Raw genomic sequence first — 24970 nt, 5'->3', positions numbered from 1 at the left:
TTGGGCTTTTTTATTTATTCAGCCGGCATTTGCAAGGACAGATTGCCATCCCCGCGACCTGCTGCGATCATTTCGAAGCGTACAGATGCATATGTGTCTTCTGCTCCATTACGTTTTGCTTTGCGTTCATTGAGTATTGCTTCAGCTTCGTTCAAGAACCCACTGCGAATACCAGCATCAATTGTCAGACGTTCAAACACATCACGTTGGGCATGGCTGCCGCCTGCGTCTTGCATATTTCTACGTGCTTGGGAAAGATTTACGAAGGCTGTTTTATAGTCAGATTCGCCAAATGCCTCTAGGCCTGTGGCGGCTGCAATGCCTGGTTCGGCCATTGCTTTTTGGATATCAGATTTGCACATCTTAGCGTCCTTGTGCATTCGGGACATCATTGTTTTTACAGCATCCTCACGATCACCGCCAACAAGTGCCAACATATAGTGTAAATCTGCAAAGATAAGGCAACCATCTTCAGTACGGTTTTCAGATAGATCTGCTAATTCTTCCCAACGATTGCCAACATCGACGCCTTCAAGCTCTAGACGGCTGAGGAGAGAGGTTGCATTTGAGATGTCGCGGTAGTCGTCTGTTTTGTCTTTGCGGATTTCATTGTCGTAAAGATCCATAACCACATCGATCTGGCCTTCGTCTAAGTGCATTAATGCTTTGTGCCACCAAACGTGATAGCGGAAGTTGTTGCAATGTTCCCATGCGCTTTCACGTGAGCTTAACCAATCCAGGCCACCCTTGGAGTTCGCCGTCATTTCATAAACGTGTGCAACAGCATGTAGGCCCCATGCATCGTCAGGTGCAAGTAACATGCCTTCACGGCCTGTTTTTTCAGCTCTGCGGTATTCGCCTGTTTCTTCTAAGGCGAATGCATAGCAGCCCAGAAGATATCCGCGGCCTGCGTGTTGTGCGTCATATGTATCGATAACGTTTTCGATTGATCCGCGCATTGTGTTTGCGTCGCCAAGAATGAATGAAATGGCTTGTGATATTTTCATCGCTAAGCTGTCCATCGGAGCAAAAACCAACACTTCTTCAATACGGTCACGTGCTGCGCGTGGATTTCCAGATAACCACATACCCAATGCGTCTACAAAAGCGCGTTCGCGGGCTGTTGGCATTGCTTGTTTCATCGCCGCTTGTGCTGCTGCGTTTGCTTCAACAGATGTCTGTCGCAACTCTTTGCGACCTAACATCAGATAGAACAAACCTTTCAGTGCTTGTGCTGCTGCAAACTGCGGTTCGCGCTCAATCACATCCATCAAATGAGTGGGAGTTATTGCTGCGTGTGCTAAAAAACCAAGCTGCATTTTATTCCAGCTTTCTACTGCGGCAGTTGTTTCAAGAGAAACGTCATTCCCGAAGATATCTGTAAGCATTCTAGCGTCCTTTGATGAAGTCATATTCGTTCATGCACTCTATGATGTTCTGAGCTCAAGAAATATAGCCTGTAATGTCAGATAACGCGTATTTGACCGGCCTTGAGGATAGTTTTAATCGTTTTGGCCATTTTTTAAGCTGTTTTCGTGGAAAAATACGCTTTTTTACGTAATTTGACGTAAGCAAGATACTGCCTGTAACAATTAATGTAACAATCCCAGACGTTAAAAATGTACTTTTTAACCCGATTTCATGCTTATTTTTGCTTGTTTGTGTACTTTTCCAGCACTTCATCAGTGTCCTGGCCACAGCTTGGAGGGGCAGAACGATATGTTACAGGTGTGCGAGAAAAATGTAGTGGGTTCCCCAAAACTGAAACATTTCCATTCTTCACTGCATCATGGGGCATGGTGCGAACCATGTTGCGCGCAATGGCTTGATCCGACTCTAATGCGCCTTTGACAGTATTGATTGGACCGACGGGTACTTTTAGGCTTTCCAAGCCTTCAATGATCTCTGCCATTGCGTATTGCATCAATGGCGGGCTGATAAGCGCTTTTAGTGCCACACGGTTTTCGATACGGGCGACATTGGTTTTATAAGCATCGTCTTGGGCCAGTTCAGGCATCTCGATGAAGTCACAGAACCTTGCGAATTGAGCGTCATTGCCAACGGCGACAATTATATGGCCATCATTTGCTTCAAATACGTCATAGGGCACAATGTTTGGATGACCGTTGCCGCGCCGTTCTGGAACCTGTCCTGAAGTCAGGAAATTTGTACCTTCGTTGATTAGCCAAGCCATTTGCGTATCGACCAATGCCACATCAATATGTTGACCTTCGCCTGTTTTATCGCGGTGACGCAGGGCTGCCAAAATACCGATGGTGGCATACATTCCGCACATCACATCTGCGATGCCAACACCCACTTTTGTTGGGACACCTTCGGGGTCACCCGTCAGGCTCATTATACCGCCATAGCCTTGGGCCATAAGATCGTAACCTGGTTTTAAGCGGTTTGGGCCTGTTTGGCCAAAGCCTGAAATAGAACAATAGATCAATTCAGGGTGTGCTTTGAGCAAAGCCTCATGATCAAGGCCGTATTTTTTCAATCCATCTGGTTTGAAATTTTCAATCACAATATCTGCACGTGCTGCCAATTGGCGAATAATATTCTGGCCTTCTTCGGTTGCGATATCTACGGCGATAGATTTTTTATTACGATTGGCGCACATGAAATAGGCGCTTAGATCGGTTTTCTCGCCGTCATGCCCAACGGCATAATTAGGCCCCCAAGCGCGCGTATCATCGCCACCTGTTTTTGGGTTTTCGATTTTCAGGATTGTTGCCCCAAGGTCGCCCAGCATTTGGGTGGCGGTTGGTCCCGCTAAAATACGCGATAGGTCTAAGACCACCAATCCATGAAGTGCGCCTGCCATTTTGCTATCCTATCTATATACGATCATCATAATCACCACGATCAATCGTAGCAGCAATTAAGGTGAATGTATCTGCTGTTTGCGCTTGTGCAAGGGCCTCTTGCAGTTCTTCACGGGAACCTACTGTGTGGCCTGCGCCCCCAAAACTGCGGGCGATTGCAGCGTAATCATGTGTGCCGAAATCTACGGCATGATTGGTTAATTGGCGCTGACGTTGTTTTAGCTCGATGAGGGCAAGGCTTGCGTCAACGAAGACTACAAAGATTGGCTTGATCTCCAATTCAGCGGCTGTCGCTAATTCGCCAGCCACCATCAAAAAACCAGCATCACCCGAGAAGGATACAATAGGGCGGTCAGGGGAAGCAATTTTAGCGCCCATAGCTAATGGCACTGCACAGCCCATTGTGCAAAGTGCAGAGGATTGCATCAAACCGCGTGGTTCATAACAATCCCACATCTGAGACAAAAGGATACGGTGCGCGCCACTGTCAGCAGTGGCGAGCGTGTTTTTTGGCAGATTGGCACGGCATTCTGCAATCACGGCAGCTGGTCCCCATGTATCATCGTGTGGGAATGCTTTATCTAGTGATGCTTTGATCGCTTTAATTTCACCGTTTTGCCATGTCGTGGTTGGCTTTGTGTTTTCTGATAGCAGGGCCAGCGTCGCACCAGTGTCTGCGATAAAGTTTAATGTGGCTTGGTGCATATAGTGGTGATTTGGCTCTGCTGTGATATCTATCACGTTGGTTTGTGCTGGGTCCCAAATATCGCGCCAGCCAGGGCGCATTTCAATGGGATCATAACCAACGCATATGACCAAGTCAGATGATTGAATAAACGGCACTAAGTGTTTGTCTGCTAAAGGGGAAAGCCCACCAGAGCGCAAGCATAAAGGGTGGCCTTCTGGGACGATACCTTTGGCTTTATAAGTTGTCATAAAGGGGACATTATAAGCTTCGCAAAATGACAATATTTGTGCGCCAGACATGTCATTCATCGCATCTAAGCCAATGATCATCACAGGTTTGGTGGCCGCATTGATCCAATTACATGCTTCTATAAAATCTTGGCCCTGGGCAGGCACCAGTGGGCTTGCTGGGCTGCGTCTGCGCAAATGGTTTGGTTTGGATTGTGTGTCCGCCACAGAAATAGGCACATCAATATGCACAGGGCCAGGACGGCCTTCGGTTGCAATAGCTACGGCTTTATCTGTAACGGTGTCTGCGCCATCAGCCGTCAAACGAAATGTTGCTTTGGTGATGGAGTTGAATACCGCACTGTGATCCATGATTTGGTGGGTATATGTCAGGGCTTCATCTTCATCCACGCAGCCTGTCAAAACGATTAGTGGCACGCGATCTTGGTATGCGTTTACAATTGAATTGATACCGTTCATGGCGCCAGGCCCTAATGTAGCCACTAAAATACCAGGGGCACCTGTGCGGTGGTATGCACCTTCGGCCATAAAGCCCGCACTATTTTCGTGCTTCACCAAGATAAATTCGATCCCGACTTTGCGCAATGCATCGACAAGGGTTAATACTTCGCCACCCGGCATGCCAAAAGCATATCGGCAGCCTGCTTCATATAAGCGTTCGGCTAGGAAATCTGCAGCGCGGCGTGGGGATAGTGTCATTGGGTACCTCAAAGTCGTCTTAACTTGTCCTTACAGACAGTCGGTGGGCAAGGCAAATGGCGCCGCCATATCGTAACATTGATCAACTTTTTGAGAATGAATGTGGGTTTTAGAATAGCTTATAACGGGGTAGATGGAAAATTAGATGTTCTTTCGTGATTGTAATGCGTAGGAGACATATATTATTTTGGAGTTTGGAATGTTGTCTCGTATTGCTTGGCGTCGTTTTCGGTTTGGGTTGCAAACAATTATGGGTTTACCCGCGCGTGGGTTCTTTATCCCATATCGCTATGCAGAGAGCGTTCCAGATACCCAGCCTGTTTATAAAGAACTGGAAGCGGTGTTTGACGCGAAACAAGATGTTTTCACGACGTTTTGCCAGTCTTTAGATGAATATGCGGATGTTTTTGCAAGGTTTCAAGACACCCCAAAATGGCAACAGGATTGGTTTCCACGCCTTGATGGGGCAGCTGCCTATGGTTTGGTGCGTCAACATAAGCCGAAAACAATCATCGAAGTTGGGTCCGGTCATTCAACACGGTTTATGGCGCAAGCTGCGAAAGATGCTGGGCTGGATTGCACTCAAATTGCGATCGATCCATTTCCACGTGCTAAGATCAAGACATTGCCGATCACATGGCAAGCTGAGTTGTTGAATGAGACGCATCTGACGATGTTTGCCAATTTAGAAGCTGGTGATATCGCTTTTTTTGATTCTAGCCATATTCTAATGCCAGGTACTGATGTGGATATGATTTTAAACCGTATCTTACCTGTTTTGAAAAAGGGTGTGTTGATTCACATCCATGATGTTTTATTACCTGATCCATATCCAGAGCAATGGCTCTGGCGTGGATATAACGAGCAAAACGCGCTTGGACCTATGATTGCCAATGGTGCGTATGATGTGGTTTTTGCGAGCGCATATGTGGCAACGCGGATGGAAAATATGATCTTGCAAACTAAACTCGCAGATATACCGTTGTTTAAGGGTGCTGTAGAAACAAGCCTTTGGCTGATGAAGCCGTAATTGGAGTAGGGATGATGAAAACGAAACTTACAGAAAAATTTGAGCTGAAACATCCTATTATACAGGCTCCAATGGCCTTTGCTGCGGGTGGTAAACTTGCGTCTGCTGTGACGGCTGCGGGTGGTCTTGGTTTGATTGGCGGTGGTTACGGTGATGAAGATTGGGTTCATGAACAGTTTGATGCAACAGGTAATCAAAGTGTGGGCTGTGGTTTCATCACTTGGTCTATAAAACAAAAACCGCATTTGTTGGATATGGTTTTGGATCGTAATCCTGCTGCTGTGTTCTTATCTTTTGACGACCCTGAACCACTGAATGAAACGATTAAGGCAGCTGGTGTCCCTTTTATTTGCCAAGTACAAACCTTGCGTGATGCCAAACATGCCATTGATTTGGGAGCTGATGTTATCGTGGCCCAAGGATCAGAAGCGGGTGGGCATGGTGAAAAACGTGCAACGTTCACATTCGTGCCAGAGGTGGCTGATTATATCGCATCCAGCGCCTCCGATGTTGTGCTATGTGCCGCAGGTGGTATCGCAGATGGTCGTGGCTTGGCTGCCAGTTTAGCACTTGGGGCGGATGGTGTATTGGTTGGCTCACGGTTTTGGGCAACATCGGAAGCTTTGGTGCATCCTGATATGTTGAATGCCGCGATTAAAGCGGATGGGGATGATACGATACGATCAAAGGTTGTTGATGTTGCGCGTGGTTACCCTTGGCCCGATCGTTACAACGCACGCGTTTTGCATAATGAGTTTACAGATCAATGGCACGATGATTTGGATGGCTTGAAAGAGTCGCCGAAGGCAGCCCAACAATGGGTTGAGGGATGGGCCGCTGGCGATCCGAATGCTGCAAATGTGTTTATTGGTGAGGCAACAGGTTTGATCCATGGTGTCAAACCTGCTGCTGACATTATCAATGAGATTGTCGAACAAGCAGAGCAAGTTCTGGCAAAACGATATCAATAATAACTGTTATTACTGGTTCTTTAGTTCCTTTATGATGATCCTTAAGCTACTTGCACGCCATGGGCCATACTGCTGCCATGTTCTATAATCTGCGTCTTTTTGCATAATGTCGGAAATTATCTGACGGTCAGATTTACCTTGGTTTAACCCTGTGCGAACAGCGTCAATACTACTTTCCAGATATGTGACCCATTCAACAGCATCTGCATGTGTTCCAATGCGACCATGACCCGCTGCAAAATGTGTGAAGCTTTTGGATGTAAAGTGTTTTACCTGATTAAGCTGAGCAATCGCGGATTGCCCCGGTTCGCTGAGGGATGGAATGCGCTTTGGAGCTGCTACATCAACAACAAAACCAACATTTTCGGGGCGCACGATAACGGATATGGAATCCTCTCCATGTCCACCTGCTCCGAGGTAATCTAGTTCAAATTGTTTCTGGCCTACATTGAATGTGTGGTCGTTTTCGAACCGAACCAATGGCGTGACGCCATCAATGGTTTTAGGCGCTTTTTCATGGGCATAGGTCTTGGTTTCCCCAAAAACACGCCCCCCACTTGCGTGATCCAAATGGCTGTGACTGTATATGATGTGAGTGATAGGCTGATCTGTGATTTGGCTTAGATTGGCTTTCAACCATTGCGCCGCTCTTGTGTTTAAGGGGTCAACTAGAACAACACCTTTTTGGGTGACTGTTATAAGAGAATAATGCCCGCCATCTCTCATACGGTATACATCACCCGTTACATGAGAAATTTCGCGCTGTCTGGACAGACCTTGAGCGGAGAGACTCTGAGCAGACACTAGGGTCGCACAGATGATCAGGAGTAGTTTTGAGAGCTTTATATGTGAGAGCACAGGGTATCCTAATAATTAATGGCGTTTGATTGCCATCAAGCTTTAGAAGCTAAACCTGATTAGATGCTGATTGTAATGTTCTGGAGTTCAAAATCCATAAATATCTTGAGTAGCGCAAGTTTCAGAAATGAAGCAAATGGCGCACCCTAGAGGATTCGAACCTCTGGCCTCTGCCTTCGGAGGGCAGCGCTCTATCCAGCTGAGCTAAGGGTGCTTCTATGCGCGGTATAGGGGAATGCTGTGATGGGTTCAATCTTGATTTGTTATGCTTTTTTAGCAGCGCGTTGTTCGCGCACTTGATCCGCAAGTGTAATGGTGTAATCCGCCAGTTTAGAGAGTTCCGCCTCGGCCTTTTGTGCATCACCTGCTTCGATGGCATCGGCGATGGCTGTGTGTAGCTTGATGATGACAGCACGGTCACGGGCGGAATAGGTGATCATGTTCATCAAAGATTGCATGGATTCAATGGCACTAGAAGACTGGAAGTTTAGGACTGGATTTCCTGTCCCTTCGATCAAAGCCTTATGGAATGTGATATCTGATGTGCAGAAGCTTTCGTCGCTTAAACCTTCTTGGCCTTGGCGGTGGATTTCTGCACGCATCGTTGCCATTTGATCTGCAGAACATCTTTTTGCAGATAGTGGAATACAGGCGCGTTCAGCTGCAAAACGTGCTTCGCAAGCGGTTTCAAAGCTGACTTCGTTCATTGATAACAACAAACTAGATGTGGTCATTTGATTTGGATAAGCGTCTTCGAAACTGACTTTTTTAATGAAGGCACCGCCATAAGCGCCGCGCTGGGTACGGATTAGGTTTTGTGCGGCAAGGCGGTTTAAGGCTTCGCGGACAGTCGAGCGTGATACTTCGAACCGTTCACACAATTCGTTTTCGGATGGGAGGCGTTCATTAACCATGAGTGTGCCGTCCATAATCGCTTCACGAATGGCTTCGGCGATTTGTGTAGATAATTCGCGGTCTTGAGTAAGTGTGTATTTCATCGTCATCATAAGTATCTTAATTGTCAGACATTTGAATGTCTGCTATCCACACATGACACAAAGATTCCCAAAAGACTAGGGGATTAGGCAATTCAGATCGCGTATGCGAAAGGATAAGATCATGACGTTCAATGCATTGATGGTGGAAAAAGACGAAGATGGCAAAACGAGTGCGTCTGTACAGAAGATTACAGAGGATAAATTGCCAGAGGGTGATGTGACGGTTGCTGTTGAATACTCTACAGTCAATTATAAAGATGGTTTATGTATTGGACCAGGAGGGGGATTGGTTCGGAATTACCCGCATATTCCAGGCATTGATATGGCTGGCGTTGTCGAAAGTTCGTCTGACAGCCGCTACAATGCGGGTGACAAAGTTGTGCTAACGGGGTGGCGTTATGGTGAAATGCATTGGGGGGGCTATTCTCAAAAAACACGTGTGAATGCGGATTGGTTAGTGACATTGCCCGAAGGGATTACCACGCAGCAAGCAATGGCTGTTGGAACTGCTGGTTTTACGGCGATGTTATCGGTGATGGCATTAGAAGAGCATGGGTTAAACCCTGACCAAGGGCCTGTTTTGGTGACGGGTGCCGCAGGGGGTGTTGGCTCTGTTGCGACGGCGATATTAGCGAACCTTGGATATGAAGTTGCTGGTGTCACCGGGCGCCCTGAAACGACGGATTATTTGACGTCACTAGGGGCCACACAAATCGTAGCGCGTGAAGAGATCAATGAGACTGTGAAGCGTCCTTTGGAAGCTGAAACCTGGGCTGGCTGTGTTGATGCCGTTGGCGGTGATATGTTGGCGCGCGTCTTGGGGCAAATGAAGTATGGAGCTTCTGTTGCTGCTGTCGGTTTGGCAGGCGGTGCAGGGCTACCTGCGACGGTTATTCCATTCCTCCTTCGCGGTGTGAATCTGCTGGGTATTGATAGTGTTATGCGCCCTTATGAAAACCGACTCGCTGCTTGGAAACGCGTCGCAACTGACTTGCCAATGGCGAAATTGGACCAAATGATCGTCCCAGCAACACTCTCTGATTTACCTAAGTTAGGTGGGGATATTTTGAAGGGTCAGATACAAGGCCGAGTGGTCGTAGACGTAAATAAATAAAGGCTTTTTCGCGTTAATCTTTGTTAAGAATCGTGAGGTGGTGGCCTTGCGATGAACGATCTTAATTCATGTTTTGTTGAATTTTTTCCTTTCCTTCGTCGGATATTCGGGTGTTACTGTCGTATAACGACCCTGCCAAAACTGTGGGGGCGGGCAGAATGCAACGATAACTGATATTAATCTTGGGAGGGAATATGTCATTACAAACACCATTAACTGATCTACCGATCGAAACTGCTGACGAGGGCTTTTACCGCGGCTTCAGTAAGATCGTTACGGTCACTTCAAAGCTTGCGATTGGGGGGCTCGTCGTTTGGGCGATTGCGTTTCCAGAGCAATCAGGTGCCGTTCTTAACGGTATTAACGCATACATCTTAGCAAAATTTAACTACTGGTACATTTGGACAGTTACTTTGTTCGTACTCATGTGTATCGGTCTTGCTATCTGGCCAACGGCTGGTCGCCTTAAATTAGGTACAGCTGAAGATAAGCCAGAATTCTCAAACTTCTCATGGTTCTCTATGATGTTTGGTGCTGGTATCGGTGTGGGCATGCTCACATGGGCCGTTGCTGAACCTGTTTATCACTTCCAGAATAACCCTGAAGTTATCCAAGGTATTACAGAAGGTAGTACTGAAGGTAACGTACGTAGCGCCTATAAGTGGTCTTTCGTACACTGGGGTTTAGGCGCTTGGGCGTGTTATGCGATTGCGGGTCTAGCACTTGCATTCTTTAGCTACCGTCGTGGTTTGCCTTTGACAATGCGGTCTTCATTGACACCATTGTTTGGCTCGAAACTATCTGGTTCTATCGGTCACGTAGTAGACATCGTTGCTGTTGTTGCGACAATCCTTGGTGTTGCTCAAACACTTGGTTTTGGTGTGGAACAGTTCGTTTCTGGTCTAACACGTATTGGTATCGGTGGTTTGACGAATGAAGCTGGTACTGCGAACTCTCTTGGTATCGTAGTTGCGATCGTTGTGATTATGGCTGCATCAACACTGTCTGCTTTGTCAGGTGTTGGTAAAGGCATTAAATGGCTATCAAACATCAACATGGTTCTGAGTATCCTATTGTTGGGATTCTTCTTGATCTTCGGTTCAACATTCTTCGGCTTACAAGCTCTGTTCTTAGGTATTATCGATTATATCGTTACCTTGCCTCAGACATTGTTTGTTGTTTGGTCTTCAGACGGTGTTGAAGGTTCTGTTGCTTCTAAACTAGAAGGCTGGCAGGGCGGTTGGTCCGTATTCTACTGGGCTTGGTGGATTGCATTTGCTCCATTCGTGGGCTTGTTCCTAGCGCGTATTTCTAAAGGTCGTACGATCCGTGAATTCGTTCTTGGTGCGATGATCATTCCATCCCTAATGTGCTTCGTATGGTTCACATGGGCTGGTGGTACTGCTATCGACCTAACATTGAACGGCGAAGCTGGCGAAACGATCTTTGGTGTGCCAGATGGTGACAAAATCTTCGCTATGGTTCAGTACATGCTTTCACCATTCTTGGGTTGGGCAATGGCTGTAATGATCGTTGTCTTGTTGATGACTTACCTAGTGACAACAGCTGACTCTGCGGTATTGATCGTGAATACAATCAACGCTGCGGGTGACGAAGGTCCAAAAGCACGTCCACATATCATCTTCTGGGGTGTAGCACTTGGTGCAGTTGTGGCGGCTCTATTGCTAGTGGGTGGCTTGAAAGCCATTCAAACAGCGATGGTGATCGGTGCACTTCCATTCTCAGTTGTGATGGTACTTCAATGTGCTGCTTTGGTTAAAGCTATCTACAACGATGGTAAGCGTGAAGCTGCGGGTATTGAAACTATCCACGTAGCTGACGACTAAATAACCAGACTACCTTTCTAAGCTTAGGGCCCTCGTGTTTTACACGGGGGCCTTTTGCTATTTGGGATATGGTTACGTAAGGTTTTGTTGGTTTTTTAAGAAATTATATCGCAGTCTTTCGTTAATATTTTATACGTGAGAGGTCTCGATGAAACGGGTTGGTATAATTGCCTTTAAGACAATTGCTGTTTTGATCCTGATTGGTGCCGCTATTGGGATTTGGAAGCGTGAGGAAATTACGCGTCTGATGGCTGTGAACAGCTTGTTTGCTGAGGATAAAATTGTTCGAAATTTTAGCCATATGGACCAAGCTTTTTTAAATACGCCAGTTCCCAAAGGAAAAGGTAAAGCAACAATCTTAACTAAAGATGTGCAGATTGAGTTGGATCAAGAAACACGCACTTGGGTGAAAGACCGATCGGTAACAAGTTTGGTTGTTCTCAAATCAGGTGATCTTGTTTTTGAGGAATATTATCAAGGGACAATGGATGACGACCTCCGCATATCGTGGTCAGTTGCCAAAAGTTTTCTATCAGCCTTGGTTGGCATATTATTGGAAGAGGGAGCGATTGCATCGATTGATGACCCCGTAACAAAATATGTACCTCTTCTGAAGGGAAGTGGATATGAGACTGCAACATTGAAGAATGTTCTGCAGATGTCGAGTGGTGTTGAATTTGATGAAGACTATTTAGATAAAAATTCCGATATCAACCGCATGGGACGTGAAATCGCTTTGGGTGGAACATTGGATGGATTTTCTGCAGGTATAAGCAAAACATTCGCAGAACCTGGAAAAGTTATGCAGTATGTATCTATTGATACGCACGTCATTGGGATGGTTGTAAGAGGTGCAACTGGGAGGTCAGTTACCAGTTTGTTGTCCGAAAAAATAATAATGCCGCTTGGGTTGGAAAAAGAACCATATTATCTAACGGATGGCGAAGGTGTTGCATTTGTTTTAGGCGGTTTAAATTTAACCACGCGTGATTACGCACGTTTTGGTCAAATGATCTTGCAAGATGGGTTTTATAATGGTCAGCAGATTATACCAAAAGATTGGATATATGCTTCTACAAAAGCCAGTGCAAATACCAAAGCAGGCGAACGCGGGTATGGATATCAATGGTGGATACCAGCTGTAAATCCAAGAGCAGGGGAGTTTTTTGCGCACGGTATATATGGTCAATATATTTATATTGACCGCAACTCTGATACGGTGATTGTCGTCAATAGTGTTGACCGCGGATTTAGAGAAGACGGTGTTTCCAATCATAACATTGAAATTTTCCGAAGGATCACCGCTGCTTTGTAAGTTTTTAGATAGTTATAAAATTCAATACTTTATTCAATCTCTATGCCTTTTTATAAACTGAGTTCTCTCAAGGGTTTTAACTTACCTTAAAGTAAAGAATGATCTTGCATTAGCGGAACATTGGGACAAGATTGTTTTCGTAACGAGTTATATTTACACGAGCAAGGTATCCATAAATGTTAGATATAGAATTTGTACGCAAACAATTCCCTGCGTTTTCAAGCAAGCCGTTAACGAACCAAGCATTTTTTGAAAATGCTGGTGGTTCTTATACCTGCAGACAAGTCATCGACCGTTTGTCTCGTTACTATATTGAACGAAAAGTTCAGCCATACAGCGCCTATGAAGCTAGCCGTTTGGCTGGTGAAGAAATGGATGAAGCGCGCAAACGTCTGTCTGCTATTATGGGAATTGAACAAGATGAGCTGAGTTTTGGCCCCTCTACGACACAGAACACATATGTATTAGCGCAAGCTTTTGCTGACTATTTACACCCAGGACAGGCCATTATTGTAACAAACCAAGATCACGAGGCAAACTCTGGTCCATGGCGCAGATTGGCGGATCGTGGTGTGGAGATACGTGAATGGAAGATTGATCCTGATACTGGGCATCTAGATATTCTCGACTTGATTAGTTTACTTGATGATAAGGTTAAACTCGTCTGTTTTCCGCATTGTTCAAATGTCGTTGGGGAAGTGAATGATGTGCCGTCTATTTGCCGAGTTGTACACGCAGCGGGTGCTGTGACCTGTGTAGACGGTGTAAGCTATGCGCCACATGGTATTCCTGACGTTGGGGCCCTTGGTGCGGATATATATATGTTCTCTGCATATAAAACCTATGGGCCGCATCAAGGTATCATGGCAATAAAACGTGAATTGGGGGAACGGCTTCCAAATCAAGGACATTATTTTAATGCTGGATCTTTGTATAAGCGGTTTACACCAGCTGGGCCTGATCATGCGCAAATAGCGGCGTGTGCTGGTATGGCTGATTATGTTGATGCATTGTATGAGCATCATCAACAGTCTGGAAAGGCAGATGCCAAAGGACGTGGAACATTTGTACACGACCTGATGCGCGCACAAGAAGTGAAGCTTTTGCAGCCTTTGTTAGATTATTTGGGGGATAAGAATTCGGTTCGTATGCTCGGCCCAAGAGATGCGAACATTAAAGCGCCAACTGTTGCTGTTAGCTTAGAGCGGCGCGGTGAAGAGGTTGCTGCTGAGTTAGCAAGCCACGGTATCATGGCAGGTGGTGGGGACTTCTATGGCGTGCGCTGTTTAGAAGGCCAAGGTATAGATCCTGACCACGGTGTTTTGCGATTAAGCTTTGTACATTACACGCATGAAGACGAAGTTCAAAAATTAATCACTACTTTGGATAAAATATTGTAATCCAATAAAATACCTCCCGCGTATAAGGTACATAATTGCGGGGATATAATGACGACTAAATCACCTATAATTTTATGGTTGCGGCGTGACCTGCGTTTAAGCGATCATCCTGCGCTTTATACTGCAGTGCAAACAGGGCGCCCAATTATCCCCGTTTGGATACATGATGAATGTGTCGAGACACTTGGTGCTGCTCCTAAATGGCGCATGGGTTTATCCGTTAAGCAATTTGCCACCACTCTAGAGAACATGGGTTCAAAGCTTATCTTGCGCCGCGGCAAGGCAGTTGATGTTCTAAAGGGTTTAGTCAAAGAAACAGGTGCAACGACTGTTTATTGGTCACGTGCCTATGACCTAGATGCAATTGAACGCGACACAGCAGTTAAAACGTCGTTACGCGAAATGGGATTGAAAGCGGACAGTTTCAAAGGGCATTTATTGTTTGAACCTTGGGTGGCGCAAACCAAGGCAGGGGGCTTCTTTAAAGTTTACACGCCATTTTGGAATTGTGTGCGGCAAATACCTGTTTCCGATTGTTTGCCAGCACCAACAAACATCGCATCCCCTATAACTTGGCCTAAAACAGATAATATTGTCGATTGGGAAATGGGACGTGCGATGAATCGTGGTGCCCATGTGGTTGCCAAACATGTCTGTGTTGGGGAAGAAGCCGCATTAGATCGCTTAACCCATTTTATCGATACAGCAGTGGATCGTTATAAAGAGGATCGTGATTTTGCGGGTTTGCCTGCTACATCGCGTTTGTCCGAAAACCTGACATATGGTGAGATTTCACCACGTGTGCTATATCATGCGGGGCGTGCAGCTATGGAACGGGGTGCAAAAGGAGCTGAACATTTCATTAAAGAAGTGGTTTGGCGCGAGTTTGCCTATCACCTGATTTACCACACACCTCAGATCACTACATCGAATTGGCGCTCAGAATGGGACAGTTTTCCGTGGCGCAATGATAATCCAGATGCAGAGTTATGGCGCCAAGGCATGACTGGGGAACCATTTATTGATGCAGGTATGCGTGAACTTTATGTTACTGGTATAATGCACAATCGGGTTCGGATGCTGGTGGGTTCGTATTTAACCAAACATCTTATGACGCATTGGAAAGTTGGGTTGGATTGGTTTGCCGATACTTTGATCGATTGGGATCCAGCATCGAATGCAATGGGCTGGCAGTGGGTCGCAGGCTGTGGACCAGATGCAGCTCTTTATTTCCGCGTTTTCAATCCTGCGACGCAGGCAGAGAAGTTTGATGGGGATCGTGCGTATAGAGACAGATTCTTACCAACAGAAGAGAACTCGCATGACGATGGGATGTCTTTTTACGCGGCAATTCCGCTATCATGGAAGCTTGACCTAGGGCAAAAATCGGAAGAACCCATAATATCTTTAAAAGAAGGGCGAGAGCGCGCTTTAGCGGCTTATTCAGCCCAAAAAGCCTGATTTATGCAAAAAATTGGCAAAAACAACAGAATCATCGTAACATTTATGCAACCTAGGAGGCTGCAATGACCATTTTGACCTCAACAAAAGGGCAAGAAAACTTGCCACGGTATTTCGCATTGGTTTTTCATTCATTGAAAAGCCTTAAACGTGGCGCGTTAGAATTAGAGCTAACGGATGGACGTGTATTCCGTATTGATGGCCCTGATGCGGGTCATGTTGCGCGTGTTGTATCTAAGGATGATACTATATGGGCGCGATTGATCCGTGAAGGCGATATGGGCTTTTCTGACGCTTATCTTGATCTGCAATGGTCGTCGCCTGATTTAATGGCCTTTATGGATTTGGTTTTTGATAATTACCATGAAATTGGCAATTCTTATCCTGGTGCTGGATTGCTACGTGTTTATGAACGCTTTCGTCATTGGATGAACCGTAATACCAAAAATCAAGCGCGGAAAAATATTTCATATCATTACGATCTTGGGAACGACTTCTATTCTAAATGGCTGGATGACACGATGACGTATTCATCAGCGTTGTTTAAGACCGAACAGGAAAGCTTAGAGAAAGCTCAAACGCAAAAATACGCCTCCATTTGTGATTTGATGGGGATGCAAGATGGAGATCATCTGCTGGAAATTGGCTGTGGCTGGGGTGGTTTTGCTGAATATGCAGCTGGCCAGCGTGGTGCGCGATTGAAATGTTTGACCATTTCCAAAGAGCAGCACGATTTTGCAAAGGAACGTTTGTTCAAAGCAGGCTTAGCAGAACGTGTAGATGTTGTTATGCAAGATTACCGCGATGAAAAAGGTCAATATGATGGGATTGCATCCATTGAAATGTTTGAAGCTGTGGGTGAAAAATATTGGCCGTCTTATTTTGATACAATCAACAACAGCCTGAAATATGGGAAACAAGCGACTATTCAGGTTATTACGATCGCAGATAGCATCTTTGGAAGTTATCGTAAGTCTGTAGATTTCATTCAGAAGCATATTTTCCCTGGTGGAATGTTACCAAGCCCAACTGTTTTGAGGCAAGAGATTGAAAGAGCAGGACTATTTTACGAAGGCTCAATGGAATTTGGCAAAAGCTATTCCTTAACATTGCGCCGTTGGTATGAAGATTTTAATCAGAAATGGGGTCAAATTTCTGATCACAGCTTTGATGATCGTTTCCGTAACATGTGGAACTTTTATTTAACATCTTGTGCAGCAGGCTTTGAGTACGGTACGACTGATGTAACTCAGGTGACAATGCGTAAGGAATGAATATATGCCAACAGCTGCAAAATTAGTAGGAGCAGTTTTTTTAGCAATAACAGCTACCACAGTTGCGTATTTATATGACGAATTAACAGCTGTTTTCCAAGGTAATGTAAACTTTTACGCGGCTAATGCATTTTTAGGTTTTATTGTGGGATGGAAAGCGCTTGGTCCTTCGCCAGCCTATGGTGGTATAAAGTCTATTGTTGCTGGGTTGCGCGCTACAATTACTTTGGTGTTCGTCGCAGTTGTTGCCCATGCTATTTGGCATGTCATTGAAAGACTGAAGGGATTTTACATCAAAAAGATATGGGGTGTATTTGATAGCTTTATGGATGCATCATTAAACTACATACAGATTTTATCTGATCCAGTACTTATTGCTGCACTCGTCATAGGTGGATGTATCAGTGGTATAGCTGCTGGTTTGGCAAATCGTTTCTGGTCATAATTGTGTTTCATCCATCAAACCACTCGTATTGGGTGTTGATGCTCTCGTTTAAGCGGCGTATCAATTAGGAAACAATAACGAAATGGACCCGCAATGAACGTTTATTCCGATCTTCCGAATGCAGTAGGCAACACACCACTAATCCGTTTGCGTAAAGCATCGGAACTAACTGGTTGTGATATTTACGGTAAGGCAGAATTTATGAATCCTGGCCAATCCGTAAAAGATCGCGCTGCCTTGGGAATTATAAAAGATGCGATCAAATCAGGTAAGTTGCAACCTGGCGGTACAATTGTTGAAGGAACCGCCGGGAATACAGGTATTGGGTTGGCGCTGGTGGGGGCTTCTATGGGATTTAAGACGGTTATCGTTATTCCTGAAACACAAAGCCAAGAGAAAAAAGATATGATCCGCTTGGCAGGTGCGCAATTGGTGCAAGTGCCCGCTAAACCATATAAAGATCCAAACAACTATGTGAAATATTCAGCGCGTTTGGCAGAAAAACTTGCAAAGACAGAACCTAACGGTGCTATTTGGGCAAACCAATTTGATAACGTAGCCAATCGTGAAGCGCATGTTGTCAGCACTGCACCTGAAATTTGGGAGCAAACAGACGGCAAAGTTGATGGCTTTATTTGTGCCGTTGGCTCCGGAGGTACATTGGCTGGTGTGGCTAAAGGTTTGCGTGAAAAGAATAAAAATATTAAAATTGGGATTGCTGATCCAGATGGCGCCGCGCTTTTCAATTATTATAAAAATGGCGAGTTGCAATCATCAGGAGATTCAATTGCTGAAGGTGTAGGCCAGGGACGCATTACTGCAAATCTGGAAGGTTTGGATGTTGATATGCCCTTCAATATCCCTGATTCAGAAGCACTTCCTATTGTTTTTGATCTGCTGCAAGATGAAGGTCTTTGCATGGGGTGCTCTACAGGTATAAATATTGCTGGTGCTATACGTATGGCCAAAGAGATGGGGCCTGGGCATAAGATTGTGACAATCCTTTGTGATTACGGTAACCGTTACCAGTCTAAAATTTTCAACCCAACATTCTTAAAGGCAATGAATTTACCTGTGCCAGAGTGGTTGGATAAAGCTGAAACAGACATTCCGTCTGTATTTGAATAGGCTCTAAAATATGACATGGCTTCTTAAAAGGCTAACCATTACATTGGGTGTGGTTGCCTTTATCGCCTGTGCGGCTTTTGCACAAAACTCTAATAATGCTTTTGATATTGAACAGTTTCGCGAACTTGCTTCACGTGCTGAAAGCGTTGTGTCGAACGGTCAAGCTTCAACAGAAGCACTAGAAATTTTACGCTCGGATTTGGTGAAATACAGAGCACAGGCTTTGTCATCACAAGAAGCACGTGCGCGTCGTGTGGCAACGGTTCAAGAACAAATTGCGGTATTAGGTGCGGTTCCAGAAGAGGGACAGCAAGAAACGGAACAGGTTACAGCGCGGCGGACTGAATTAAACGGTCAGCTTGCAGAAGCACGCGCGCCTTTAATTGTTTCTCAAGAAGCATTTCGCAGGGCAGGTGGCCTAATCAGCGAAATTGATAAAATCATCCGCGCCCGTAATACTACCGCTTTGCTTCAATTAGATAGTAGTCCTTTAAATCCTAAACTTTGGCCAAATGCATTATCTGCATTTACAAAATATATCGGTGAGATCGGAACTGAAGTTAAGACACAGTGGGATAGTGCAACGCAAGCCAAAGTTCGAAAACAAAACGGACCTATCATTTTAATCTTAATCGCATTGAGTCTTATTCTAATGGTTCCTGTGCGGAATTGGGTGACGCGTGGTTTAGAAACTGCAAATGATGAGAGCTTGCGCTCTATTGGTGATGTGCCACGATTGTTGGCATCTTTGGCTGTCTTTTTGTTGCCTATGTTTGGTTTGTTGTTGCTCGTTGCTGCTATTGAGCTTGCGGAATTATTTGCCTTACGTGGTGATTTATTGATGCGATCAGTTCCTATAATGGGGCTGTCTTTTTTTGGGGCTAATTGGCTTGCCCGAAATCTGCCGCAGGGCAAAATTTATAGTGGTGACAATTTAGGTGAAGAGGCGGGACTAGTTGTTGGTGGGCAGCGTACAATTGTTGCAATCGGCATTGTCATGGCTGTTTTCTATTTTGTTGATGGTTTGTCTAAAGGGGCTGAATGGCCAACAGAGATCCTATCCGTTATTCGCTTTCCATTTATTGTGCTTCTTGGGTACGGTGTATTTCGCTTGGGACGCAAAATTAAAAAAGTCCAAACGCTTTTAAATGCGCGCGAAGAACAAACTGGAATACGCGAAAATATTTCAAGACTGCTGAGTGGTGCATGTTACATTGCTGGCCTAGGTGGCCCGTTATTGGCAGCATTTGGCTATTCAAATGCAGGTGCGACCCTGATATTCTCGATGGTGCTGACATTGGCTTTAATAGCGGCACTCTTTTTCATCTATATTTTACTCGTCCGCCTAATGTTGTCTGGTTTACACAGAAGCTCTAAACAGCAAGAAGATGTACCATCTGGTGGCCTTTATAAAGTTTTACTCGCTTTTCTTCTGATCTGCTTTGCAGTTCCTTTACTCGCTCTTATTTGGGGGGCACGTGTTAGTGACCTGACGAACGTTTGGTTCATTTTAAATGAAGGGATTTCATTGGGTGATACCCGTATATCGGTATCCCATTTTCTGATCTTTATCCCAATATTCTTTATTGGTTATACGATTACGCGTTTAATGCAGACGGCACTTCGTACGGCAGTCTTACCTAACACTAAAATTGAAAGCGGTGCGCAGAACGCACTTGTAACAGGGTTTGGTTATATTGGTATTTTCCTATCAGCATTGATTGCGATTATGACAACAGGCCTTGATCTGTCTAATCTAGCTATTGTAGCTGGTGCGCTTTCCGTTGGTATCGGTTTTGGTTTACAAGCGATTGTATCTAATTTTGTATCTGGCATTATCTTGTTGATCGAACGTCCCGTGAAAATTGGAGACTGGGTAGAGGTTGGCGGTAATTCTGGGAACATTTCAAAAATCTCAGTGCGCTCTACAAGTATTGAAACATTTGATCGTGCGACAGTTATTATCCCAAATGCGGATCTTATTGCCGGTACGGTTACGAACTGGACACATGATAATCTTAGGGGGCGCGTAAAAGCCCCAGTTGGTGTTGCTTATGGTACGGACCCACGTTTGGTGGAAGAGGTGTTACTGTCTATTGCTGCCGAGCACCCAAACGTATTGAAACTGCCAAAGCCGTGGGTGGTATTCAAAGGGTTCGGTGCGGATTCAATGGATTTCGAATTGCGTGCAATTATTCGCGATGTGAATAATGTTTTGGATACGCTTTCAGATTTCAACTATGCAATCGTCGAACGGTTTACGGAAGAGGGCATTGAAATTCCGTTTGCACAACGGGAAGTACGTATTAAAAATGCTCAAGATTTCTTGCCACCGACACCAAAAACTACACGTAAAGCTGTTCCTAAGCCAAAGAAATAATGAAGCGCGTTTTTTGTCCTTGCTTGCCTAAAATGCATTGTGTAAACGAGCCTCTACGGACAGGTGGCCGAGTGGTCGAAGGCGCACGCCTGGAAAGTGTGTAGGCGGGTGACCGTCTCCAGGGTTCGAATCCCTGTCTGTCCGCCATTTCATTACATATCTATTTAGTCCTTTTTGAAAAAGTGTTTTACCTCGTCATGTGTTTCGAGAGCTACTGGTCTGTATTCAGTAACTTCATCAAAATGCACGACTGCGCCAGCTTCAAACCTTTCAATGACACTCGGATGTAATGCCGCATTATTTGGTATGTCTCGAAGACCAAACTTCCATGGAAACTTGCCTTTGCGCTCATCATGTTGAACACCTTTCGCATCAGGATACATTCGAAGATAATGCTCATCGAATAACACTGGGTGTTTTGCAGATTTCGAACATTTGACCATCCAGCTTAATGCAATATCAGAAAGACGAGATTCTGTTTCAAGATAACTTCCACCAACGTCGCTGTGAACGCCTGGAAACCACATTTGTTGGAACCAGTTTTGTGTTTTTTGCCTGTGTGATTTACTGTGATCGGTCCATTCGACGCGTTTAAAATCGTGTCTATTTTCATCAATAGAAAGAGCATGCTTTGCGTATTGTACGCGTGGGTTTAGATATGTGTCATAAAACTGCATTTTCCAAGCGCGTCTGTGTATTGTTTTCCACCATGGGGTCGACAGTTCTGGTGCGCAACGAATATGGGTAAATGCGTAAGATGCTAAGGCTAATACAAAGCTTATGCTTGTTCCTATAAGACTCCATTTAAGATATCCAATGGAAGGGGATAACAAACCGAAAAAAACCAATGCAAAATATGTGAGCGCGAACATACTAAATACAAAGCCTGTTAGAACCAAACCTAAGACAATCATTTTTGGTAAGCTTGCGCCAAGTGCTGCAACTGTATCCCACACACCAATGAAGTATGGCACAGCATTGGACCAACCTTTTTCAACATTCTTGGGCTTAATTTCCGACTGATATTTCTTGCGAAACTCAGCTGCGAGTTCCTTTCTTTGTAACGCAAACCGTTCTTGCTTTCTTCCAACGCCGTGTTGATACACTTTTATAACGGCTTCTTCAGCGATACGCCGTGCTGTTTTTGCGTCTCTTTTGATCGGCTTGTTGTTTTCCATAGTAGGGATGCCGCAATAGGCCATTACACCGCCCACACAACGTGCCGTATATGCACCTCTTGAGAAACCATAAAGATAGACTCTATCGCCTTCATGCCAATGTTGAATAATGAAGGCATAACAGTCAATTATATTGCGTGTAATACCCAGCCCCATGGCTTGTGCTAAGGCGTTATATATTTTCCGCCATAACCCAAAACGGATGTGTTCGTTATCTCTACTAGAACCCAGCCCAGGATCATAAAATGCAATTTGTTCGTCTGGAGCGATAGAAGTTTCAGGCCCTGATCGGGTAGCACGGTAAAGTTTGTATACATTGCTTCGTTTCTCATCCAGGATAACGCCGCCGCCTTGGCCCGTGCCATCTGAGAGTATTAATATATTTTTTGACATGGTTATTTTCACAATAATAAATGATTCTATAATTCGTAATTCTAGCACAGATTCAAAAGATGCAAAAATTGAGCCTTGTTTGATTGTTACGATCTGCCATTTCTCTTTTGAGTGTTTTGATTGCAAACAATGATGTTCATTGTGGTTGCTGGGAATAAATGTATTTTAAATATAAGGTTAATATGCCCAAATAGGGCTATTGGAGAATACTATAATGACGCATCAGATTGATTTAAATTCTGATCTTGGAGAGAGTTTTGGCCCCTGGCATATGGGGGACGATGCAACAATGTTGTCACTGGTAAACAGTGCCAACATAGCCTGTGGTGGCCATGCAAGTGACCCTGAGACCATGTATCAAACGTTATCAATTGCTGCTGAAAAAGGCGTAATTGTTGGCGCACACCCTGGATACAATGATCGCGAAGGATTTGGGCGCCGTGTTATTCCAATGGAGCCTGATGAAGTTGGCCGTATGGTTGCGGCTCAAATTGGGGCCTTAATGGGTGTGGCTGCTTTGGTGCCCGTAAAAGTTCAATATGTAAAAGCGCATGGTGCTTTGGCGAATTTGGCGGCGCGTGACCGCAAAGTTGCTGATGCTTATGTCTCAGCCGCTTTGAAAGTGAATCCTGATTTGGCCATTCTTGCGATTTCAGGGACGCAGTTAGAAGAAGCTGGGCGCGCAGCAGGTGCAAAAGTGTACTCTGAGATTTTTGCGGATCGTGGGTATTTATCAAATGGTCAACTTGTTCCACGAGGGCAAGATGGGGCGATGATCCATGATGCAGATGAAGCAGCCGATCGTTTGGTTGCTTTTTTGGAAACTGGTTTGATGCCCGTTATTGATGGCGACCCAATTCCATTGGCCGCGCATTCAATATGTGTTCATGGTGATAGTGATGGTGCCGTCACTATGACGCGCCGCATTCAAGACCGTTTAACGGCGGCAGGTGTAACGCTTACCAGTTTTATTGCACCCGAAGAAGCTTAATGGAGCCAAGGTTTAAACCCGTCGCTGATTACGCGCTTCTAATAAGCTTTGCGACTGAGATTGGTGATGCTGCCAATCAAATGGTTGTCGCCTTCGATCGGGCTGTGATGCAAGCAAAGCTAAAAGGTGTGTGTGAAACAGTTCCCGCATTCGTGAATATTCTGATCCGTTTTGATCCCCTTATAACAGATCACCAAGAGTTAGAGTGCGCATTGCGTAAACTAATGGAAACTGTGCAAGTAGGGGATGTTTCCGCTGGACGAAAAACGGTTCATGTCTGTTACGATGATGCTTTCGGGCCTGACCTTACTGAAGTAGCCAAAACATGCGGTTTAACCAAAGAGGCCGTCATTAATGCGCATTTGGCTGGGGAATATCATATTGTCATGTATGGGTTTGCTCCTGGCTATGCCTATATGGCTGGCGTACCTGATGCGATACAAGTTCCGCGTAAACCTACACCTGTGCGCAATGTTGCAGCTGGCAGTGTCATTATTGCCAGCGCGCAATGTTTGGTATCTACGATTGTGATGCCAACGGGGTGGTCGATCATTGGGCGTTCGCCTACCAAAATTTTGTTGAATGAACCCGATGCGCCATTTTTGTTTGATGTAGGAGATCGCGTTACATTTAAACGCATTGATCTTGCAACCTATGAACAAATGTCCAAAGGGGTGAAAAATGGCTGATGCGCGTTTAAAGGTCAGTTTTGCAGGTCCATTGGTAACGGTGCAAGACGGCGGGCGTTTCGGGCACTTACGATACGGTGTACCTGCCTCTGGTCCTATGGATCGTTTGTCACATGCTGCGGCAAATGTTGCGTTGGGTAACCCTGTTGATACCTCAGCGATTGAAATTTCGTTGGGTGGGTTAATGCTAGAATGTCTGTCTGGTTCGGTGACTGTCTCGGTTACTGGCGGAGATTTTAAAATTGACCATGCTGGGGAAAAATACAGCTCTTGGACCGTTATAACACTGCACAAAGGTGAACGGCTGGCGGTACGGGCAGGGCAGACGGGCAGTTGGGCTTATTTGGCATTTTCGGGACAACTGGATGCATCAACTTGGTTGGGGCATACCGCGACACACTCTATGTCTGGTTTTGGTGGTGGCAATATATTAACTGGGCAAGAAATTACTATTAAAGATGCATCTGTTTATGAAGCCCGTCATGGGGGGATTCAGTGCCCAAAACACTTACAATTTATAAATACCGCCCGCGTGGTTATGGGGCCGCAAGATCAGCACTTTCAAGATCAAGCGTTAGAATGTTTTTTAACAAAAGCTTATACTTTATCAGAAAATTACGACCGTATGGGAGTCCGTCTGAATGGTGATACTTTGTCATTAGATGCTGCATTATCGATTCCATCAGAGCCTATTGTGCGCGGTTCTGTGCAAGTGGCCGGGGATGGAGTGCCAACGGTTCTATTATCAGATCATCAAACAACCGGTGGGTATCCTAAAATTGCGACAGTACTTTCTGCCGATATGGATAGGTTAGTACAATTACGCCATAAAGACCAACTGCGGTTTAAAGCAGTCTCTCCACAAGAAGCTGTAGATTCGGCACGGATATATGCAAAACAAACCCAAAAATATCTAAGCGCCATTTCAGAACCGAGAGGGACACTGGAGCAACGTTTAATGGGTGAAAATTTGATTGGTGGAATATTTTCTATTCCTGACTAAGAATTCTTATATGTCAAAAAATACCCCGC

General features: G+C 45.1%; 20 protein-coding genes and 2 tRNA genes. 15 read left to right on the top strand and 7 right to left on the bottom strand.

Translation table 11 applies throughout. The features are described from left to right. Positions 1-14: 14 nt before the first annotated feature. The 3 genes from F9L33_RS05195 to F9L33_RS05185 form a co-directional block, all read right to left on the bottom strand. The gene (locus F9L33_RS05195) at positions 15-1388 is read right to left on the bottom strand and encodes a tetratricopeptide repeat protein (RefSeq protein WP_152141653.1); all 1374 of its coding nucleotides are present in this window, start codon (positions 1386-1388) and stop codon (positions 15-17) included. A gap of 257 nt (positions 1389-1645) precedes the next feature. Beyond that, entirely contained in the window at positions 1646-2830 is a 1185-nt protein-coding gene (locus F9L33_RS05190) for a CaiB/BaiF CoA-transferase family protein (protein ID WP_152141652.1), read from the bottom strand. A gap of 13 nt (positions 2831-2843) precedes the next feature. Further along, on the bottom strand, positions 2844-4466 hold the full coding sequence (locus F9L33_RS05185) for a thiamine pyrophosphate-binding protein (RefSeq protein WP_152141651.1): 1623 nt from the start codon (positions 4464-4466) through the stop codon (positions 2844-2846). A 199-nt stretch (positions 4467-4665) separates the two neighbouring features. Here F9L33_RS05185 and F9L33_RS05180 point away from each other — a divergent pair, with 199 nt between their 5' ends. Beyond that, positions 4666-5496, top strand: coding sequence for a class I SAM-dependent methyltransferase (locus F9L33_RS05180; protein ID WP_152141650.1), 831 nt, complete (start codon positions 4666-4668; stop codon positions 5494-5496). Positions 5497-5507: 11 nt separating this feature from the next. Then, a complete protein-coding gene (locus tag F9L33_RS05175) occupies positions 5508-6467 on the top strand; it encodes an NAD(P)H-dependent flavin oxidoreductase (protein ID WP_370452080.1) in 960 nt (319 codons plus the stop codon). 9 nt (positions 6468-6476) lie between these two features. Here the strand turns inward: F9L33_RS05175 and F9L33_RS05170 are convergent, their stop codons facing one another. The 3 genes from F9L33_RS05170 to F9L33_RS05160 all read right to left on the bottom strand — a co-directional run bounded on the left by F9L33_RS05170 (position 6477) and on the right by F9L33_RS05160 (position 8323). Further along, positions 6477-7271 carry an MBL fold metallo-hydrolase gene (locus F9L33_RS05170; protein ID WP_152141649.1) on the bottom strand — a complete coding sequence of 265 codons (795 nt, stop codon included), beginning with the start codon at positions 7269-7271 and terminating at the stop codon, positions 6477-6479. Positions 7272-7462: 191 nt separating this feature from the next. Beyond that, positions 7463-7539: transfer RNA gene (locus F9L33_RS05165), tRNA-Arg, on the bottom strand. Between the two features lie 49 nt (positions 7540-7588). Continuing rightward, positions 7589-8323 (bottom strand): FadR/GntR family transcriptional regulator, encoded by a 735-nt coding sequence (locus F9L33_RS05160; protein WP_152141908.1) that lies wholly within the window; start codon positions 8321-8323, stop codon positions 7589-7591. Between the two features lie 121 nt (positions 8324-8444). Between F9L33_RS05160 and acuI the strand changes: the two genes are divergently transcribed. The 10 genes from acuI (at position 8445) to F9L33_RS05110 (ending at position 20834) form a co-directional block, all read left to right on the top strand. Beyond that, complete coding sequence (gene acuI, locus F9L33_RS05155) at positions 8445-9437, top strand: acryloyl-CoA reductase (RefSeq protein WP_152141648.1); 993 nt, start codon at positions 8445-8447, stop codon at positions 9435-9437. Positions 9438-9631: 194 nt separating this feature from the next. After that, positions 9632-11284 carry a BCCT family transporter gene (locus F9L33_RS05150; RefSeq protein WP_152141647.1) on the top strand — a complete coding sequence of 551 codons (1653 nt, stop codon included), beginning with the start codon at positions 9632-9634 and terminating at the stop codon, positions 11282-11284. A 148-nt stretch (positions 11285-11432) separates the two neighbouring features. Further along, positions 11433-12599: a serine hydrolase gene (locus F9L33_RS05145; RefSeq protein WP_152141646.1), complete on the top strand. Its 1167-nt coding sequence runs from the start codon at positions 11433-11435 to the stop codon at positions 12597-12599. Between the two features lie 176 nt (positions 12600-12775). Then, on the top strand, positions 12776-13999 hold the full coding sequence (locus F9L33_RS05140; protein WP_152141645.1) for an aminotransferase class V-fold PLP-dependent enzyme: 1224 nt from the start codon (positions 12776-12778) through the stop codon (positions 13997-13999). 48 nt (positions 14000-14047) lie between these two features. Then, positions 14048-15460 (top strand): deoxyribodipyrimidine photo-lyase, encoded by a 1413-nt coding sequence (locus F9L33_RS05135; protein WP_152141644.1) that lies wholly within the window; start codon positions 14048-14050, stop codon positions 15458-15460. Positions 15461-15525: 65 nt separating this feature from the next. Further along, positions 15526-16734, top strand: coding sequence for a cyclopropane-fatty-acyl-phospholipid synthase family protein (locus tag F9L33_RS05130; protein ID WP_152141643.1), 1209 nt, complete (start codon positions 15526-15528; stop codon positions 16732-16734). Positions 16735-16738: 4 nt separating this feature from the next. Further along, entirely contained in the window at positions 16739-17179 is a 441-nt protein-coding gene (locus F9L33_RS05125) for a TrgA family protein (protein WP_152141642.1), read from the top strand. Between the two features lie 93 nt (positions 17180-17272). Continuing rightward, positions 17273-18307, top strand: coding sequence for a cysteine synthase A (locus tag F9L33_RS05120; RefSeq protein ID WP_152141641.1), 1035 nt, complete (start codon positions 17273-17275; stop codon positions 18305-18307). Between the two features lie 10 nt (positions 18308-18317). Further along, positions 18318-20687 (top strand): DUF3772 domain-containing protein, encoded by a 2370-nt coding sequence (locus F9L33_RS05115; RefSeq protein ID WP_152141640.1) that lies wholly within the window; start codon positions 18318-18320, stop codon positions 20685-20687. 57 nt (positions 20688-20744) lie between these two features. Continuing rightward, a tRNA-Ser gene (locus F9L33_RS05110) sits at positions 20745-20834 on the top strand. A 17-nt stretch (positions 20835-20851) separates the two neighbouring features. Here F9L33_RS05110 and F9L33_RS05105 read toward each other — a convergent pair. Further along, positions 20852-22258, bottom strand: coding sequence for a DUF2235 domain-containing protein (locus tag F9L33_RS05105; RefSeq protein WP_193221972.1), 1407 nt, complete (start codon positions 22256-22258; stop codon positions 20852-20854). A 214-nt stretch (positions 22259-22472) separates the two neighbouring features. On the opposite strand from F9L33_RS05105, the gene F9L33_RS05100 reads away from it, so the two are divergent. Genes F9L33_RS05100 through F9L33_RS05090 form a run of 3 tightly spaced genes read left to right on the top strand, consistent with a single transcriptional unit; the run spans position 22473 to position 24941 of the window. Next, the gene (locus F9L33_RS05100) at positions 22473-23249 is read left to right on the top strand and encodes a LamB/YcsF family protein (protein ID WP_152141639.1); all 777 of its coding nucleotides are present in this window, start codon (positions 22473-22475) and stop codon (positions 23247-23249) included. Further along, a complete protein-coding gene (locus F9L33_RS05095; protein WP_152141638.1) occupies positions 23249-23938 on the top strand; it encodes an allophanate hydrolase subunit 1 in 690 nt (229 codons plus the stop codon). The genes F9L33_RS05100 and F9L33_RS05095 overlap by 1 nt, the downstream gene beginning before the upstream one ends. Continuing rightward, entirely contained in the window at positions 23931-24941 is a 1011-nt protein-coding gene (locus F9L33_RS05090) for a biotin-dependent carboxyltransferase family protein (RefSeq protein WP_152141637.1), read from the top strand. Before F9L33_RS05095 ends, F9L33_RS05090 begins: the two co-directional genes overlap by 8 nt. Positions 24942-24970: the final 29 nt, after the last annotated feature.

Source organism: Amylibacter sp. SFDW26 (assembly GCF_009184395.1).
Classification (GTDB): domain Bacteria; phylum Pseudomonadota; class Alphaproteobacteria; order Rhodobacterales; family Rhodobacteraceae; genus Amylibacter.
This window is presented reverse-complemented; position numbering and strand designations above follow the sequence as displayed.

Bases quoted from the DNA above. Each gene is read 5' to 3' on its own strand.
- F9L33_RS05195 (WP_152141653.1), bottom strand. From the start codon at position 1,388: ATGCTTACAGATATCTTCGGGAATGACGTTTCTCTTGAAACAACTGCC.
- F9L33_RS05190 (WP_152141652.1), bottom strand. From the start codon at position 2,830: ATGGCAGGCGCACTTCATGGATTGGTGGTCTTAGACCTATCGCGTATT.
- F9L33_RS05185 (WP_152141651.1), bottom strand. From the start codon at position 4,466: ATGACACTATCCCCACGCCGCGCTGCAGATTTCCTAGCCGAACGCTTA.
- F9L33_RS05180 (WP_152141650.1), top strand. From the start codon at position 4,666: ATGTTGTCTCGTATTGCTTGGCGTCGTTTTCGGTTTGGGTTGCAAACA.
- F9L33_RS05175 (WP_370452080.1), top strand. From the start codon at position 5,508: ATGATGAAAACGAAACTTACAGAAAAATTTGAGCTGAAACATCCTATT.
- F9L33_RS05160 (WP_152141908.1), bottom strand. From the start codon at position 8,323: ATGAAATACACACTTACTCAAGACCGCGAATTATCTACACAAATCGCC.
- acuI (WP_152141648.1), top strand. From the start codon at position 8,445: ATGACGTTCAATGCATTGATGGTGGAAAAAGACGAAGATGGCAAAACG.
- F9L33_RS05150 (WP_152141647.1), top strand. From the start codon at position 9,632: ATGTCATTACAAACACCATTAACTGATCTACCGATCGAAACTGCTGAC.
- F9L33_RS05145 (WP_152141646.1), top strand. From the start codon at position 11,433: ATGAAACGGGTTGGTATAATTGCCTTTAAGACAATTGCTGTTTTGATC.
- F9L33_RS05140 (WP_152141645.1), top strand. From the start codon at position 12,776: ATGTTAGATATAGAATTTGTACGCAAACAATTCCCTGCGTTTTCAAGC.
- F9L33_RS05135 (WP_152141644.1), top strand. From the start codon at position 14,048: ATGACGACTAAATCACCTATAATTTTATGGTTGCGGCGTGACCTGCGT.
- F9L33_RS05130 (WP_152141643.1), top strand. From the start codon at position 15,526: ATGACCATTTTGACCTCAACAAAAGGGCAAGAAAACTTGCCACGGTAT.
- F9L33_RS05125 (WP_152141642.1), top strand. From the start codon at position 16,739: ATGCCAACAGCTGCAAAATTAGTAGGAGCAGTTTTTTTAGCAATAACA.
- F9L33_RS05120 (WP_152141641.1), top strand. From the start codon at position 17,273: ATGAACGTTTATTCCGATCTTCCGAATGCAGTAGGCAACACACCACTA.
- F9L33_RS05115 (WP_152141640.1), top strand. From the start codon at position 18,318: ATGACATGGCTTCTTAAAAGGCTAACCATTACATTGGGTGTGGTTGCC.
- F9L33_RS05105 (WP_193221972.1), bottom strand. From the start codon at position 22,258: ATGTCAAAAAATATATTAATACTCTCAGATGGCACGGGCCAAGGCGGC.
- F9L33_RS05100 (WP_152141639.1), top strand. From the start codon at position 22,473: ATGACGCATCAGATTGATTTAAATTCTGATCTTGGAGAGAGTTTTGGC.
- F9L33_RS05095 (WP_152141638.1), top strand. From the start codon at position 23,249: ATGGAGCCAAGGTTTAAACCCGTCGCTGATTACGCGCTTCTAATAAGC.
- F9L33_RS05090 (WP_152141637.1), top strand. From the start codon at position 23,931: ATGGCTGATGCGCGTTTAAAGGTCAGTTTTGCAGGTCCATTGGTAACG.